Source organism: Streptomyces griseofuscus (assembly GCF_014673495.1).
Taxonomy (GTDB): Bacteria; Actinomycetota; Actinomycetes; order Streptomycetales; family Streptomycetaceae; genus Streptomyces; species Streptomyces murinus.
This window is the reverse complement of record NZ_CP051006.1, coordinates 2,776,492-2,793,456: the sequence shown is the minus strand read 5'-3', so window position 1 is coordinate 2,793,456 and position 16,965 is coordinate 2,776,492. Positions and strand designations below refer to the sequence as shown.

Annotated in this window: 12 protein-coding genes; 9 read left to right on the top strand and 3 right to left on the bottom strand. The window is 70.6% G+C overall.

The genetic code is table 11. The features are described from left to right. The first annotated feature begins 235 nt into the window (after positions 1-235). Positions 236-1,654 carry a sugar porter family MFS transporter gene (locus tag HEP81_RS12130; protein ID WP_037654589.1) on the top strand — a complete coding sequence of 473 codons (1,419 nt, stop codon included), beginning with the start codon at positions 236-238 and terminating at the stop codon, positions 1,652-1,654. 129 nt (positions 1,655-1,783) lie between these two features. On the opposite strand, the gene HEP81_RS12125 is transcribed toward HEP81_RS12130, so the two are convergent. Beyond that, positions 1,784-2,548, bottom strand: coding sequence for a TetR/AcrR family transcriptional regulator (locus tag HEP81_RS12125; protein ID WP_037654586.1), 765 nt, complete (start codon positions 2,546-2,548; stop codon positions 1,784-1,786). A 118-nt stretch (positions 2,549-2,666) separates the two neighbouring features. Here HEP81_RS12125 and HEP81_RS12120 point away from each other — a divergent pair, with 118 nt between their 5' ends. Continuing rightward, positions 2,667-3,053 (top strand): VOC family protein, encoded by a 387-nt coding sequence (locus HEP81_RS12120; protein WP_037654584.1) that lies wholly within the window; start codon positions 2,667-2,669, stop codon positions 3,051-3,053. A gap of 70 nt (positions 3,054-3,123) precedes the next feature. Here the strand turns inward: HEP81_RS12120 and HEP81_RS12115 are convergent, their stop codons facing one another. Next, positions 3,124-4,614, bottom strand: coding sequence for a cytosine permease (locus tag HEP81_RS12115; protein WP_051850099.1), 1,491 nt, complete (start codon positions 4,612-4,614; stop codon positions 3,124-3,126). 172 nt (positions 4,615-4,786) lie between these two features. Between HEP81_RS12115 and ftsY the strand changes: the two genes are divergently transcribed. Continuing rightward, entirely contained in the window at positions 4,787-5,992 is a 1,206-nt protein-coding gene (gene ftsY, locus HEP81_RS12110) for a signal recognition particle-docking protein FtsY (RefSeq protein WP_037654582.1), read from the top strand. A gap of 88 nt (positions 5,993-6,080) precedes the next feature. On the opposite strand, the gene HEP81_RS12105 is transcribed toward ftsY, so the two are convergent. Next, entirely contained in the window at positions 6,081-6,743 is a 663-nt protein-coding gene (locus HEP81_RS12105; RefSeq protein ID WP_037654580.1) for a bifunctional DNA primase/polymerase, read from the bottom strand. A gap of 503 nt (positions 6,744-7,246) precedes the next feature. On the opposite strand from HEP81_RS12105, the gene nsdA reads away from it, so the two are divergent. The 6 genes from nsdA to ftsH all read left to right on the top strand — a co-directional run bounded on the left by nsdA (position 7,247) and on the right by ftsH (position 16,961). Further along, the gene (gene nsdA, locus HEP81_RS12100) at positions 7,247-8,722 is read left to right on the top strand and encodes a transcriptional repressor NsdA (protein WP_037654578.1); all 1,476 of its coding nucleotides are present in this window, start codon (positions 7,247-7,249) and stop codon (positions 8,720-8,722) included. A gap of 267 nt (positions 8,723-8,989) precedes the next feature. After that, the gene (locus HEP81_RS12095) at positions 8,990-10,378 is read left to right on the top strand and encodes an ammonium transporter (protein ID WP_078967307.1); all 1,389 of its coding nucleotides are present in this window, start codon (positions 8,990-8,992) and stop codon (positions 10,376-10,378) included. Continuing rightward, entirely contained in the window at positions 10,375-10,713 is a 339-nt protein-coding gene (locus HEP81_RS12090) for a P-II family nitrogen regulator (RefSeq protein ID WP_037654576.1), read from the top strand. Before HEP81_RS12095 ends, HEP81_RS12090 begins: the two co-directional genes overlap by 4 nt. Positions 10,714-10,771: 58 nt before the next feature. Next, on the top strand, positions 10,772-13,240 hold the full coding sequence (locus HEP81_RS12085) for a [protein-PII] uridylyltransferase (RefSeq protein ID WP_037654574.1): 2,469 nt from the start codon (positions 10,772-10,774) through the stop codon (positions 13,238-13,240). Positions 13,241-13,337: 97 nt separating this feature from the next. Next, positions 13,338-14,888: a signal recognition particle protein gene (ffh, locus tag HEP81_RS12080; RefSeq protein ID WP_037654573.1), complete on the top strand. Its 1,551-nt coding sequence runs from the start codon at positions 13,338-13,340 to the stop codon at positions 14,886-14,888. A 129-nt stretch (positions 14,889-15,017) separates the two neighbouring features. Further along, a complete protein-coding gene (ftsH, locus tag HEP81_RS12075; protein WP_078967306.1) occupies positions 15,018-16,961 on the top strand; it encodes an ATP-dependent zinc metalloprotease FtsH in 1,944 nt (647 codons plus the stop codon). Positions 16,962-16,965: the final 4 nt, after the last annotated feature.

The window sequence follows — 16,965 nt, the reverse complement described above, 5'->3', positions numbered from 1 at the left end:
AACTCATACCGACGAACAAGATCACATCACTCCCTGTTCATTTCTTGAACACGGGGTGATCTGCCGTATCTCCTAACTCACAGCTTTCCCCCTATTGACTTCGGAAGTTGAAGGCATAGTCTCTGCAACGTTGCTTTTTTCCTTCAGGTGTAAGTAGCGCAAACGTATGCGCCACTGGAGACCTGGAAGGGCTCACCCCACCCCGGCAGCGTTGCCGTGGCCCGAGGAGTTTCACGTGACCAGCACAGCGCAGGCACCTCAGTCAGGAGCCGGGACGGCTCATCCCGAACATCTCGGGCATGTCATCTTCATCGCCGCGGCCGCGGCCATGGGCGGGTTCCTCTTCGGCTATGACAGCTCCGTCATCAACGGCGCCGTCGAGGCCATCCGCGACCGCTACGACATCGGCTCCGCCGGGCTCGCGCAGGTCATCGCCATCGCCCTGATCGGCTGTGCCATCGGTGCCGCCACCGCGGGCCGGATAGCCGACCGGATCGGCCGTATCCGCTGTATGCAGATCGCGGCCACGCTGTTCACGATCAGCGCCGTCGGCTCCGCGCTGCCCTTCGCGCTGTGGGACCTCGCCTTCTGGCGCATCGTCGGCGGTTTCGCCATCGGTATGGCCTCCGTGATCGGCCCCGCCTACATCGCCGAGGTCGCCCCGCCCGCCTACCGCGGCCGGCTCGGCTCCTTCCAGCAGGCCGCGATCGTGGTCGGCATCGCCATCTCCCAGCTGGTCAACTGGGGCCTGCTGAACGCCGCCGGCGGCAACCAGCGCGGCCACCTCATGGGCCTGGAGGCCTGGCAGGTCATGCTGGGCGTCATGGTGATCCCGGCCGCCCTGTACGGCCTGCTGTCCTTCGCCATCCCCGAGTCCCCGCGCTTCCTGCTCTCCGTCGGCAAGCGTGAGCGCGCCAAGGAGATCCTGGCCGAGGTCGAGGGTGAGAGCGCCGACCTGGACAAGCGCGTCGCCGACATCGAGCACGCGATGAAGAGCGAGCACCGCTCCACCTTCAAGGACCTGCTGGGCGGCGGCTTCTTCTTCAAGCCGATCGTCTGGGTGGGCATCGGCCTGTCGGTCTTCCAGCAGTTCGTCGGCATCAACGTCGCGTTCTACTACTCCTCGACGCTGTGGCAGTCGGTCGGTGTCGACCCGACGGACTCGTTCTTCTACTCCTTCACCACGTCCATCATCAACATCGTCGGCACCGTGATCGCGATGATCTTCGTGGACCGGATCGGCCGCAAGCCGCTCGCGCTCATCGGCTCGGTCGGTATGGTCGTCGGCCTGGCGCTGGAGGCCTGGGCGTTCTCGTACCACTTGGTCGACGGCAAGCTGCCCGCCACGCAGGGCTGGGTCGCCCTGATCGCGGCGCACATCTTCGTCCTCTTCTTCGCCCTGTCCTGGGGTGTGGTCGTCTGGGTCATGCTCGGCGAGATGTTCCCGAACCGGATCCGCGCCGCAGCCCTGGGTGTGGCCGCCGCCGCGCAGTGGATCGCCAACTGGGCGATCACCGCGAGCTTCCCGTCGCTGGCCGACTGGAACCTCTCCGGCACGTACATCATCTACACCGTGTTCGCCGCTCTCTCCATCCCCTTCGTCCTGAAGTTCGTCAAGGAGACGAAGGGCAAGACCCTGGAGGAGATGGGCTGAGCCTCCCCCCCGAGGCACCCCCGAACCCGGGGAGAAGGGCCTTCAGACCCCGCTGCCCCTCTCCTCGTTTCTCCCCTCGCCCCCGGTCCGGCCACTGCCCGGACCGGGGGCGAGGGCTTTTCGTCCTGTTCAGTCAGGTTCGCCGAGGCGGGCGAGGCCGTCCAGGATGCGCCGCAGTCCGAAGGTGAAGGCGTGCTCGGGGTCGTACATGCCCTGGTGGGCCTCTCCGGCGGCGCGGCCGATGCGTGCGGCGAGGGGGAAGCGGGCGGGATCGAAGACCTTGGCCAGCAGGGGTTCGTGCGCGGCCCACCACTGCTGGTCGGACAGCGCGCTGTCCCGGACTGCCGCCTGGGTGTCGAGGGCCGCGCGGGCGACGGAGTGGACGAAGCCGAGGAGGAGGGTGAGGGCCGCGTCCCTCTCCACGTCGCCGAGGCCCGAGCCCTCGAACGCGGCCAGTTCGTGCTCGTACTTGGTCATGAGGCCGGGTCCCAGCGGTGGCCGCGCCGTGGACATGCTCGCCACCCAGGGATGGCGGGCGTACAGGTCCCGGTTCTCCCGCGCCACGGCCTCGACCCTGCTGCGCCACGGAGCGTCCGGCCCGGCGGCGCGCGGCATCCGCAGATACACGGAGTCCAGCATGAGGTCGAGCAGCTCCGCCTTGCCCGGCACATAGGTGTAGAGCGTCATCGGGGTGACCCCCAGCCGCCCGGCGATGCCGCGCATGGTCAGGGCATCCAGCCCGGCGGAGTCGGCGAGTTCGACGGCGACCCCCACGACGGCGTCGACCGACAGGCCCTGCCGGGGACCGCGCCGCGCCCCCTCGGCTCCCGGCTCGCGCCACAGCAGTTCCAGGATGTGCGCCGGGTCGCCCGCGCCCCCGTGTTCCTTGGCCATGGCCCCATTCTTCCTGCCGGAACCGCAGGGCCGTCCGCACTATCTCTGTACGCTGTACAATGTACGCCGTACAGAGATAATAGAGACGCGTGCAGAGCCCCTTCACGAAGGACGGACCATGAACGTCACCTCCACCGCCGTCTCCCTGACCGTCGACGACGTCCCCGCCGGCGCCGCGTTCCTGGCCCGGCATCTGGGCTTCCGTGAGGCCATGGCCGCCGACGGCTTCGCCTCGCTGGTCCGCGAGGACACGCCCGATGTGATCCTGCTGCGGCGGGGCACCGAGGTGCTGCCTGAAGGCTTCCGGGACCAGCCCGCCGCGGGCGTGATCATCGCGTTCACCGTGGACGATCTGGACGCCGAGTACGAGCGGCTGAAGAACGAGGGCGCGCCCGTCACCATGCCGCTGCGCGAGGAGCCCTGGGGCGAACGCCTCTTCCAGATCACCGACCCCAACGGCGTCGTCATCCAGCTCGTCGCCTGGGCCAACCCCGGACACGCGTGACGCGACGCCAGAACCCCCTCCGGCGCGAGGCGCTGGAGGGGGTTCTGGTGTGTGTCGTGGCGTCGGACGATCAGACCGCGGCCGTCGCCTGCTCACCCGTCGGCCCGGAGACGGACTCGCCCGGCACCTCGGCCCGCGCGGCCTCCTCGGTGCTCGCCGGGGTCTTGATCCCCGGCTTCGGCAGGGCCAGGTACAGCACGCCGGAGATCACGATCGTGGCGACCCAGCCGAGGCCGTACTCGCCGATGACGTTGTTCTTGGCCAGCGGGCCGGTGAACCAGTCCGAGGTGGTGAACATCAGACCCGAGACCAGGCCGATCGCCCACGCGGCCACGGCGGCGGGGGAGAAGCCGCCCTTGTACCAGTAGGCGCTGGTGCGCGTGGTGTCGGCCATGGCCCGGCCGTCGTACTCCGTGCGCCGGAACATGTCCGCGCCGAACACACCGACCCACGCCGAGAACGCGACCGCGAGCAGGGACAGGAAGGCGATGAAGGAGCCCATGAAGCTCGTCGCCACCAGCATCAGCACCCCGCCGAAGACCAGCGAGATCACCGCGTTGACCGACACCGCCCAGTGCCGCGGCACCTTGAAGCCGAGGGTCTGCGCGGTGAAGCCCGCCGAGTACATCGACATCGAGTTGATCAGCAGCATGCCGACCAGCGCGATGAGCAGGTACGGCACCGCGATCCATGTCGGCAGGATCTTGCCCAGGAAGGACACCGGGTCGGCGGCCGAGGCCAGGTCCGGGGTGGCGACCGCCATCACCGCGCCCATCAGGACCATCGGCAGCACGACCACACCGGCGCCGCCGACCGCCGTACCCACGATCGCCTTCGAGGAGGCCGTGCGCGGCAGATAGCGGGTGAAGTCCGGGGCCGTCGGGATCCAGCTGACGCCACCGGCCGCGATCATGCCGATGCCGGTGATCACCGCGGCCGTGGAACCGGCGCTGTGGTCCATCACCTTCGACCAGTCCGTCTTCACCGCCAGGTAGACGAGGACCAGCACCGAGAAGGCGCCGAAGAAGTAGGTGGCGTACTTGTTGCACTTCTGCACGGCGTTGATGCCGAGCCCGGAGATCGCGAAGGTCGCCACCACGAACACCAGCAGCGTCACCATGTCCAGGACGCTGTTCGCCTTGACGCCGAACACGATCTCCAGGATGGAGAGCATGGCGTAGGCGCCGGTCACCGCGTTGATCGTCTCCCAGCCCCAGCGGGCCACCCAGATCAGCGAACCCGGCAGCAGGTTGCCCCGCTGTCCGAACACCGCGCGGGACAGCGCCATGCCCGGCGCCCCGCCCCGCTTGCCGGCGATGCCGATCAGGCCGACGAGGCCGTACGACACGACGGGCGCCGCCACCGCGACGACCAGCGCCTGCCAGATGTTCAGGTGGTACGCCACGACGAGGCTCGCGCCCATCGTCAGCAGCAGCACGCTGATGTTGGCGCCGACCCAGGTCGGGAACAGCTCACGGGTCCGGCCGGTCCGCTCGTGGTCCGGGACCTGCTCGATGCCACGGGTCTCGAGAGCGCCTTCGGTCTCGACGGTTTTGCTCATGGGGAAGGGTGCCCTAGAGGTGGGGGGAAGGGGACGGTCGGACTCTACGCGCGTCAACGCAGCCCGGACCATCGTACTTTGCTCCGACTCCGCGCCAAACGTGGCGTTTGTCTCTCGGAGGAAGACACAAGCCCCCTCCCGGCGGAACCCATGGCCGATACTGGGGGGCGTTATGGAAACCATCATCCTTGCTGTAGTCATCGCCGTGGTCGTGCTCGGCGCGCTCGGCGGGCTGATCGTGGGCACCCGACGCCGGAAGTCGCTGCCCCCGCCGCCCCCGAAGGCGCCCGACATCACCGCGCCCCCGGCCGAGCCGCACGTCGGCGAAGAGGCCGAGACGCCGCGCGACGAACCGCGCCGGACGATCGAGGAGGTGGATCTCCCGGGCGGCCCGCCGGTCGCCGTCGAAGAGCCTCCCGTCCCCACCGTCGAGGCTCCGGAGATCGAGATCCCGGAGCCCACCGCGGGCCGGCTGGTCCGGCTCCGCACCCGTCTGTCCCGCTCCCAGAACGCCCTCGGCAAGGGCCTGCTCACGCTGCTCTCGCGCGAGCATCTGGACGACGACACCTGGGAGGAGATCGAGGACACCCTGCTCACCGCCGACGTCGGTGTGCAGCCCACCCAGGAACTGGTCGACAGCCTGCGCGAGCGCGTCAAGGTGCTCGGCACCCGCACCCCCGAGGAGCTGCGCGGCCTGCTGCGCGAGGAGCTGCTCAAGCTGGTCGGCACCGATGTCGACCGCACCGTGAAGACCGAGCCCGCCGACCGCAAGCCGGGCATCGTGATGGTCGTCGGCGTCAACGGCACCGGCAAGACCACCACCACCGGCAAGCTCGCCCGCGTCCTCGTCGCCGACGGCCGCACCGTGGTGCTCGGCGCCGCCGACACCTTCCGTGCCGCCGCCGCCGACCAGCTCCAGACCTGGGGCGAGCGGGTCGGCGCCTACACCGTGCGCGGTCCCGAGGGCGGCGACCCCGCCTCCGTGGCCTTCGACTCGGTGAAGGAGGGCAAGGAGATGGGGGTCGACGTCGTCCTCATCGACACCGCGGGACGGCTGCACACCAAGACCGGTCTCATGGACGAGCTGGGCAAGGTCAAGCGCGTGGTCGAGAAGCACGCGCCGCTGGACGAGGTGCTGCTGGTCCTGGACGCCACCACCGGGCAGAACGGTCTGGTGCAGGCCCGGGTGTTCGCCGAGGTCGTGGACATCACCGGCATCGTGCTGACCAAGCTGGACGGCACCGCCAAGGGCGGCATCGTGGTCGCCGTCCAGCGCGAGCTGGGCGTGCCGGTCAAGCTGATCGGTCTCGGCGAGGGCGCGGACGACCTGGCGCCGTTCGAGCCGGAGGCGTTCGTGGACGCGCTGATCGGAGACTGACCGTCGCCTGACATGAAGAAGTGCCCGCCCTCAAGGTGCAGTTGAGGACGGGCACTTCGCTTTTTCCGGCCGCTTTCCCCGGACGTCCCTACGACCGCCACCGCGACCGGTGCGCCACATACGCCAGCGTCCCCAGCAGCAGCCGGGCCGCCGGGGGGCGGGTCGCGGAGTCGAGGGCGGGCGGCCGCAGCCAGCGCACCGGACCCCGGCCGCCCCGGTCGCAGGGCGGCGCGGTGATGTACGTACCGGACCCGAGGCCGTGCAGATCAAGGGTGCGCGGGTCGTCCCAGCCCATGCGGTACAGCAGCCGGGGCAGCTCGGCCGCGGCGCCGGGGGCCACGAAGAAATGGGCCCGGCCCTCGGGGGTCACGGCCACCGGACCCAGCGGCAGGCCCATCCGCTCCAGCCGGACCAGGGCCTGCCGGCCGGCCGGCTCGGAGACCTCCACGATGTCGAAGGCGCGGCCCACCGGCAGCAGCACCGAGGCACCCGGGCACTCCGCCCACGCCTTGGCCACATCGTCCAGCGTGGCCCCGGCCGGCACCTCGGGCGCGAAGTCGAGCGGATGCGCGCCCGGCTCCGGACAGTCCTCGAACCCGCAGGAGCAGGCGCCCGCCGCGGCCCGCGCGCCCGGCACCACGTCCCAGCCCCACAGCCCGGTGAACTCGGCGACGACGGTGCACTCCGCGGACCGGCCACGCCGACGCGTGCCGGAGCGGATCTCGCGAATGCCGCCGATCGTGAAGCCCATGCCCCCTCCAACGGGTCCGGCGCGCCGGTGGTTACGACACGGAACGAGACGGAAGCGGAACGTAACGCTACGGCTCCGACCGCCCTCGTCGTGACGGAACCGGGGCGGCGCTTTGAGGCATGCCGGGTGGCGCGTCGGGATCTGCGCGCCCCTTTGTGCATCACTCCGCTCGCTTCCGTTCGTCCTGTGTCAAGTGAATCGCGTGCGACGGAACGGGAGTTCATTCGAAGGGGTGGCGAATGGTGGCGTTTCTCTGATCCGCGTGGCTGAGCCGGTGATCACGGGGTTACTGTGAGTGTGCGTAATCCTCGGGGCACATGCACCCCCGGGTATGCCGGGGGCAACCCGAAGGCGACTCGGCGGTAACCCGAAAGGGGCCCGAGAACGGCTCGGTATCGCGTTCGAAGGCTGAGAACCGGGGGACGCCGGGCCGTATTTACCGGCATTCTGATAGGGCTTGGCGCACTCGGGCGGCAAGAGGTCTCAGGGATGGGGGCGTTCCAGTGGGCGGCAATGGCGGAAGTGGGACAAACGCTGACAAGCGCCCCAATGAGCTGCTCGGCTCGTGGTTCGTGCGCAGCGGCTGGTCCAAGGGCGAGCTGGCCCGCCAAGTGAACCGCAGGGCACGCCAGTTGGGCGCCAACCACATCTCCACCGACACCTCACGGGTGCGCCGCTGGCTGGACGGTGAGAATCCGCGCGAACCGATCCCGCGCATCCTCTCCGAGCTGTTCTCCGAGCGCTTCGGCTGCGTGGTCTCCATCGAGGACCTGGGCCTGCGCGCCGCCCGCCAGTCGACCGCCGCCTCCGGTGTCGACCTGCCCTGGACCGGCCCGCAGACCGTCGCCCAGCTCGGCGAGTTCTCCCGCAGCGACCTGATGCTCGCCCGGCGCGGCTTCCTCGGCACCTCCCTCGCGCTGTCCGCGGGCCCCTCCCTGATCGAGCCCATGCAGCGCTGGCTGGTGCCCACCCCCGGCGCCTCGGCCGCGCCCGCCCCCGAGTCCGCCTCCGACTCCCGCAGGCCCGGCCGCCTGTCCAAGCCGGAGCTGGAGCTGCTGGAGTCCACCACCCGGATGTTCCGCCAGTGGGACGCCCAGTGCGGCGGCGGACTGCGCCGCAAGGCCGTCGTCGGCCAGCTGCACGAGGTCACCGACCTGCTCCAGGAACCCCAGCCCGAGGCCACCACCCGCAAGCTCTTCAAGGTCGCCGCCGAACTGGCCGAACTGGCCGGCTGGATGTCGTACGACGTCGGGCTCCAGCCCACCGCGCAGAAGTACTTCGTCCTCGCGCTGCACGCCGCCAAGGAGGCGGGGGACCGGCCGCTCGGCTCGTACATCCTCTCCAGCATGAGCCGCCAGATGATCCACCTCGGCCGGCCGGACGACGCCCTGGAGCTGATCCACCTCGCCCAGTACGGCAGCCGCGACTGCGCGGGACCGCGCACCCAGTCCATGCTGTATGCGATGGAGGCCCGCGCCTACGCCAACATGGGCCAGCCCGGCCGCACCAAGCGCGCGGTGCGCATGGCCGAGGACACCTTCTCCGAGGCCGACGAGTGGGACGAACCGGACCCCGACTGGATCCGCTTCTTCTCCGAGGCCGAGCTGTACGCGGAGAACTCCCACTCCTTCCGCGACCTCGCCTACAGCGCGGGCCGCAGCCCCGCCTACGCCTCCCTCGCCGAGCCGCTGATGCGCCGCGCGGTGGACCTGTTCGCCAAGGACAGCGAGCACCAGCGGTCGTACGCGCTCAATCTGATCGGCATGGCCACCGTGCATCTGCTCCAGGACGAGCCCGAGGCCGGCACCGAGTTCGCCTCGCGGGCGATGACCGTGGCCAAGAAGGTCCGCTCCGAGCGCGTGAACACCCGTATCCGAAAGACGGTCGGCACGGCAGTGCGCGACCACGGCGATCTCGCCGCCGTGATCGACCTCGCCGAACAGCTCGCCGTCGATCTCCCCGAGTCCGAGGCCGTCTGACCCGGACCGCACCCCGGAACCCCGGCCGCGGCCGGACCTCCCGAACCGCCCGACTCGGCTCCCCCAACGCCAGGTCATCGAGAGGCCCGCGCCGCGGCCGGTTCATGGGCACGTAACACACAGGTCGTCTTCGTCACCCCGGTGAAACAACGAGTGGCTTCCGTGGAAACGGTGCTACGTCAGTCTCTGGCGCATACCGGCCCCCCACCCCACCGGACCGCCGAGGCACCGCCCGCACGGGGCGCCCCGATCGACGAGGAGACGCCGATGGCCCCAGCCATCATGCTTGCGGCGGACGCACCCAAGCTGTCGTCCGCCAACACAGGCTTCATGCTCATTGCTTCCGCCCTGGTGCTGCTCATGACCCCGGGCCTGGCCTTCTTCTACGGAGGCATGGTCCGCGTCAAGAGCACCCTGAACATGCTGATGATGAGCTTCATCAGCATGGGCATCGTCACCATTCTGTGGGTGCTCTACGGCTTCTCGATGAGCTTCGGCACGGACCACGGCTCGCTGATCGGCTGGACCTCCGACTTCGTCGGCTGGACCGGCATCGGCAAGATGGACCTGTGGCCCGGTTACACCATTCCGGTCTTCGTCTTCGCCGTCTTCCAGATGATGTTCGCGATCATCACACCGGCCCTCATCAGCGGCGCCCTCGCCGACCGGGTGAAATTCAGCGCCTGGGCCGTCTTCCTCGTGCTGTGGGTCACCATCGTCTACTTCCCCGTCGCCCACTGGGTCTGGGGCACCGGCGGCTGGGCCTATGAACTGGGCGTGATCGACTTCGCCGGCGGTACGGCGGTCCACATCAACGCGGGCGCCGCCGCCCTCGGCGTCATCCTCGTCATCGGCAAGCGCGTCGGCTTCAAGAAGGACCCGATGCGCCCGCACAGCCTGCCCCTGGTCATGCTCGGCGCCGGTCTGCTGTGGTTCGGCTGGTTCGGCTTCAACGCCGGCTCCTGGCTCGGCAACGACGACGGCGTCGGCCCCCTGATGTTCGTCAACACCCAGATCGCCACCGCCGCCGCCATGCTCGCCTGGCTCGGCTACGAGAAGATCCGGCACGGTGCCTGCACCACCCTCGGCGCCGCCTCCGGCGCGGTCGCCGGCCTCGTCGCCATCACTCCCTCCGGCGGCGCGGTCACCCCGCTCGGCGCGATCGCGGTCGGCGCCATCGCCGGTGTCGCCTGCGCCGCGGCCGTCGGACTGAAGTTCCGCTTCGGCTACGACGACTCCCTCGACGTCGTCGGCGTCCACATGGTCGGCGGCATCATCGGCTCCCTGCTGATCGGCTTCTTCGCCAGCGGCAAGGGCCAGTCCACCGCCACCGGCGTCTTCTACGGCGACCACTCGTTCACCCAGCTGTGGAAGCAGTGCGCGGGTGTCGGCGGTGTCCTCGCCTACTCCCTGATCGTCTCCGCGATCCTCGCCTTCCTCCTCGACAAGACCATCGGGATGCGCGTCACCCAGGACGAGGAGGTCTCCGGCATCGACCGCGCCGAGCACGCCGAGAGCGCCTACGACTACAGCGGCGCCGGCGGCGGTGTCCTCGGCTCCGCCCTCTCCGCCGCGGCCGGCGCGGGCGGCGGCAAGCAGCCGGAGAATCAGGGCGACAAGAAGAGCGGGAAGCAGACCAAGAAGGTGGACGCATGAAGCTCATCACGGCCGTCGTCAAGCCGTACCGGCTCGACGAGATCAAGGAGGCCCTTCAGTCCTTCGGCGTCCATGGACTGACGGTCACCGAGGCCAGCGGCTACGGTCGGCAGCGGGGCCACACCGAGGTCTACCGCGGCGCGGAGTACACCGTCGACCTGGTCCCCAAGATCCGCATCGAGGTCCTCACCGAGGACGACGACGCCGAGGAACTGATCGAGGTCATCGTCAAGGCCGCCCGCACCGGCAAGATCGGCGACGGCAAGGTCTGGTCGGTCCCGGTCGAGACCGCCGTACGCGTCCGCACCGGGGAACGCGGCCCGGACGCCCTCTGAGATCAGCCCTGGAACCGAGATCAGCCCTGGAACACCGGAACGGAACAGGAGTCGCTGGGTGACGGGAACGGAAGAGCGGACATCGGCCGAGAGCCCCGAACCCGGCGGCTACGCGGCGGCCCGGCTGCGCCTCCTCACCGAGGGGGCGCGGACCGGGCCGCCGCGCCGCGCCGCGCTGGCCGAACTGACCGACGACTGGCTCGCCGGCCTCTTCGCCGCGGGGGCGGGCCGACCGCAGGGCATCTCGGGCATCTCCCTCGTCGCCGTCGGCGGCTACGGCCGCGGCGAGCTGTCCCCGCGCAGCGACCTTGACCTCCTGCTGCTGCACGACGGCTCCGACCCCACCGCGGTCGCCGCCCTCGCCGACCGCCTCTGGTACCCGGTCTGGGACCTCGGCCTCGATCTCGACCATTCCGTACGCACCCTCGCCGAGGCCCGCAGGACCGCCGGCGAGGACCTCAAGGTCCAGCTCGGTCTGCTGGACGCCCGGCACCTCGCGGGCGACCTCGGCCTGACCGCGGGACTGCGCACCGCCGTGCTCGCAGACTGGCGCAACCAGGCCCCCAAACGGCTGCCCGAGCTGAAAGAGCTGTGCGACGAACGCGCCGAACGCCAGGGCGAGCTGCGGTTCCTCCTGGAACCCGACCTCAAGGAGGCCCGCGGCGGACTGCGCGACGCCACCGCGCTGCGCGCCGTCGCCGCCTCCTGGCTCGCCGACGCCCCCCGCGAGGGACTGGCCGAGGCCCGCCGCACCCTGCTCGACGTCCGCGACGCCCTCCATCTGAGCACCGGCCGCGCCACCGACCGGCTCGCCCTCCAGGAACAGGACCAGGTCGCGGCCGAACTGGGCCTGCTCGACGCCGATGTCCTGCTCCGGCAGGTCTACGAGGCGGCCGGCGTCATCTCCTACGCCGCGGACGTCACCTGGCGCGAGGTGGGGCGCGTGCTGCGCTCGCGCGCCGTACGGCCGCGCCTGCGCGCCATGCTGGGCGGTGGAAAGCAGGTCGCCGAGCGGTCCCCGCTGGCCGAGGGCGTGGTCGAACAGGACGGCGAGGTGGTGCTGGCCCGCGCCGCGCGCCCCGAACGCGACCCCGTGCTTGCGCTGCGCGCCGCGGCCGCCGCCGCCCAGGCCGGCCTCCCGCTCTCCCCGTACGCCGTACGACGCCTGGCCGCGGCCGCCCGCCCGCTGCCCACGCCCTGGCCCGCCGAGGCCCGCGAGGACCTGGTCACCCTGCTCGGCTCCGGCCGCCCCACCGTCGAGGTCTGGGAGGCGCTGGAGGCCGAGGGGCTGATCAGCAGGCTGCTCCCGGACTGGGAACGGGTCCGCTGCCGCCCCCAGCGCAACGCCGTGCACATCTGGACCGTCGACCGCCATCTGATCGAGACCGCCGTCCGCGCCGCCGCCCTCACCCGCCATGTGCACCGCCCCGACCTCCTCCTGGTCGGTGCCCTGCTGCACGACATCGGCAAGGGCTGGCCGGGCGACCACTCGGTGGCCGGCGAGATCATCGCCAAGGACGTCGCCGGCCGTATCGGCTTCGACGCCGAGGACGCCGCCGTCCTGGCGACGCTGGTCCGCCACCATCTCCTGCTGATCGACACGGCCACCCGCCGCGATCTGGACGACCCCGCCACCGTCCGCTCCGTCGCCGATGCCGTCGGCACCCAGGGCACCCTGGAACTCCTGCACGCCCTCACCGAGGCCGACGCCCTCGCCACCGGCCCCGCCGCCTGGTCCTCCTGGCGCGGCTCCCTCGTCGCCGACCTGGTCCGCCGCGTCGGCGCCCTGCTCGCCGGGGACCTCCCGGACGAGCCCGCGCCCACCGCGCCCACCGCCGAGCAGGAACGCCTGGCCATCGAGGCGTTCCGCACCGGCGGCCCGGTCCTCGCCCTGCGCGCCCGCAGCGAGCCGGTACCCGCCGAGGAGACGCCCGGCGCGCCCGAGCCCCTCGGCGTCGAGCTGCTCATCGCCGTACCCGACCAGAGCGCCGTGCTGCCCGCCGTCGCCGGTGTCCTCGCCGTGCACCGGCTCACCGTCCGCACCGCCGAGCTGCGCACCCTGCGGCTGCCCCAGGACGTGAACGACGGCGACGGCTCGGTGCTGCTGCTCGACTGGCGGGTCGCCGCCGAGTACGGCTCCCTGCCCGAGGCCGCCCGGCTGCGCGCCGACCTGGTCCGCGCCCTGGACGGCTCCCTCGACATCCAGGGCCGCCTCGCCGAGCGCGACGCCGCCTACCCGAGGCGCCGCGGTCTGCTCGCCCCGCCGCCCCGGGTGACGGTCGCACCCGCCGCCTCCCACCACGCCACGGTGATCGAGGTCCGCGCCCAGGACGGTCCCGGCCTGCTGCACCGCATCGGCATGGCCCTGGAGAAGGCGGGCGTCCGGGTCCGCAGCATGCATGTCTCGACCCTCGGTGCCAACGCCGTCGACGCCTTCTATGTGACGACCGGCGCGGGCGAGCCGCTGCCCGAGCAGGACGCCGGGTCGGTGGCGAGGGTGCTGGAGGAGACGCTGCGGGCGCCGTGACGGACGCCGAATGCGCCGGGCGGGGACTGATGACCTGCCGGGCCGGATACCCTGGAGGGCAGCCCAGATCCCTCCGACCCCGAGGACCGACGCCACCGTGTTCGATACCCTCTCCGACCGCCTCAGCGCGACTTTCAAAAACCTCCGCGGCAAGGGCCGGTTGTCCGAGGCGGACATCGACGCCACGGCACGCGAGATCCGCATCGCGCTCCTCGAAGCGGACGTGGCCCTTCCGGTCGTCCGTACGTTCATCAAGAACGTCAAGGAACGTGCCCTCGGCGCCGAGGTCTCCAAGGCGCTGAACCCGGCCCAGCAGATCCTCAAGATCGTCAACGATGAGCTCGTCACCATCCTCGGTGGCGAGACCCGGCGCCTGCGCTTCGCCAAGCAGCCGCCCACCGTGATCATGCTCGCGGGTCTCCAGGGTGCCGGTAAGACCACCCTCGCGGGCAAGCTCGGCCGCTGGCTCAAGGAGCAGGGCCACTCCCCGCTGCTCGTCGCCTGTGACCTCCAGCGCCCCAACGCCGTCAACCAGCTCAGCGTCGTCGCCGAGCGCGCGGGCGTCGCCGTGTACGCGCCGGAGCCGGGCAACGGCGTCGGCGACCCGGTCAAGGTCGCCAAGGACTCCATCGAGTTCGCGAAGACCCGCGTCCACGACATCGTCATCGTTGACACCGCCGGTCGTCTCGGCATCGACCAGGAGATGATGCAGCAGGCCGCGGACATCCGCGACGCCGTCTCCCCGGACGAGATCCTCTTCGTCGTCGACGCGATGATCGGCCAGGACGCCGTCAACACGGCCGAGGCGTTCCGCGACGGCGTCGGCTTCGACGGTGTCGTCCTCTCCAAGCTCGACGGTGACGCCCGCGGTGGTGCCGCGCTGTCCATCCGGCAGATCACCGGCAAGCCGATCATGTTCGCGTCGAACGGCGAGAAGCTCGACGAGTTCGACGCGTTCCACCCGGACCGGATGGCCTCCCGCATCCTCGACATGGGTGACCTGCTCACCCTGATCGAGCAGGCGGAGAAGACCTTCAGCCAGGAAGAGGCCGCCAAGATGGCCTCCAAGCTGGCGTCCAAGAAGGGCCAGGACTTCACCCTGGACGACTTCCTGTCCCAGATGGAACAGGTCAGGAAGATGGGCTCGATCTCCAAGCTGCTCGGCTTGCTGCCGGGCATGGGGCAGATCAAGGACCAGATCCAGAACATCGACGAGCGCGACGTCGACCGCACCGCCGCGATCATCAAGTCGATGACCCCGGGCGAGCGCCAGGACCCGACGATCATCAACGGCTCCCGCCGCGCCCGTATCGCCAAGGGTTCCGGCGTCGAGGTCAGCGCCGTGAAGGGCCTGGTCGAGCGGTTCTTCGAGGCCCGCAAGATGATGTCCCGGATGGCCCAGGGCGGCGGGATGCCGGGCATGCCGGGGATCCCGGGCATGGGCGGCGGCCCCGGCCGGCAGAAGAAGCAGCAGAAGAAGGCCAAGGGCAAGCAGCGCTCCGGCAACCCGATGAAGCGCAAGCAGCAGGAGCTGGAGGACGCCCAGCGCCGCGAGGCCGCGGCCCAGGGCGGCAACGCCTTCCAGCTGCCCCAGCAGGGCGCCGAGGAGTTCGAGCTGCCGGACGAGTTCAAGAAGTTCATGGGCTGACGGTCGTACGACACGGTCGTATGACATGACGGCTGTACGGCTTGTCATACGACCTTGAAGGGCGCCTCCTCTCCGAGGGGGCGCCCTTCATCATGTGCCGTGTTCTGATATCTGCCTTAACGTCCCTATATGAGCAACGCGCCGCCCCCGCGCAAGGACCCGGAGCAGCCGTGGCGCGCCGAGGGCACTCCCGAAGGGCCCCGGCGGTCCGGTGGAGGAGGGCTTCGGGGCGGGAAGTGGTGGGGGCTCCTCGTCACCGCGGTGATCGTCTTCCTGCTGGCCTATCTCGGCCTGAACTACCTCGGCCAGGCCAATCAGCCGACGATCTCCTACACGGAGTTCAGCCGGCAGGTCTCCGAGGGCAATGTCGCCACGATCTACTCCAAGGGCGACGCGATCCAGGGCCAGCTGAAGACCTCACGGAGCAATCCCGAGGGCGGCGGCAAGTACACCCGGTTCAAGACGCAGCGCCCCGCCTTCGCGGACGACCGGCTGTGGCAGAGCCTGAGCAGCCATGGCGTCACGGTGACCGCCCGGCCGGTGGTGCAGGAGCGCAGCTTCCTGTCCAATCTGCTGCTCTCCCTGATCCCGATCCTCGTCCTGGTCGCGGTGTGGGTGTTCTTCGCCCGCAAGCTCGGTGGCTCGCTGCCCGGCGCGGGCGGTCTGTTCGGGCGCCGCGCGCCGCCCAAGCCGGTGGGGCCCGAGCCGGACACCCGCCGTACGACGTTCGCCGACGTGGCGGGGATCGACGAGGTCAAGGGCGAGCTGGACGACGTCGTCGACTTCCTGGAGCACCCCGACGCCTACCGCAAAATGGGCGCCAAGCTGCCCCGGGGCGTGCTGCTCGCGGGCCCGCCCGGCACCGGCAAGACGCTGCTCGCGCGAGCGGTCGCGGGCGAGGCCGGGGTGCCGTTCTTCTCGGCCTCGGCGTCGGAGTTCATCGAGATGATCGTCGGCGTCGGCGCTTCCCGGGTGCGCGAGCTGTTCGCGGAGGCCCGCAAGGTGGCCCCGTCGATCATCTTCATCGACGAGATCGACACCATCGGCCGGGCGCGCAGCGGCAGTACGGCGATGAGCGGGCACGACGAGCGCGAGCAGACGCTCAACCAGATCCTCACCGAGATGGACGGCTTCTCGGGTTCGGAAGGTGTGATCGTCATCGCGGCGACCAACCGCGCCGACATCCTGGACCCGGCGCTGACCCGCCCCGGCCGCTTCGACCGGGTGGTCACGGTGGCCCCGCCGGACCGCGCGGGCCGTGAGGCGATCCTGCGGATCCACACCCGGGACGTGCCGCTGGAGCCGGATGTGGACCTGGCCCGGATGGCGCGCGCGACCCCCGGTATGACGGGCGCCGACCTGGCCAACCTCGCCAACGAGGCCGCGCTGCTCGCGGTCAAGCGCAAGCAGGAGCGCGTGACCGGCGCGGATCTCTCCGAGGCGCTGGAGAAGGTCCAGCTGGGCGCCGAGCGGACCCTGGTGATGCCGGAGGAGGACCGGCGGCGTACGGCGTACCACGAGAGCGGCCATGCGCTGCTGGGCATGCTCCAGCCGGGAGCGGACCCGGTTCGCAAGATCACCATCGTGCCGCGCGGCCGGGCGCTCGGGGTGACGATGTCCACGCCCGAGGTGGAGCGGTACGCCCATTCGGAGGAGTATCTGCGCGGTCGGATCATCGGTGCGCTGGGTGGCATGGCCGCGGAGGAGGTCGTCTACGGCGTGGTCACCACGGGCGCCGAGAGCGACCTCGAACAGGTGACGAACATCGCCCGTGCGATGGTGGCCCGCTGGGGCATGAGCGAGCGGGTCGGCCGGCTGTCCGCGCTGCCGAGCGATGCCCAGCAGGCGTACGGGCTGGCCGCCGCGCCCGGGACGCTCGATGTGATCGACACCGAGATGCGGCGGATCGTGGACGAGTGCTACGACGAGGCGCGGCACAAACTCCGGGACCACCGGGGCCAGTTGGACGCGCTGGCGCTGGCGCTCCTTGAGCACGAGACGCTGGAGGAGGCGGACGCGTACCGGATCGCCGGGATCACACGGCTGGCCAAGGACCCCGAGGAGCCGCGCTGAGCGT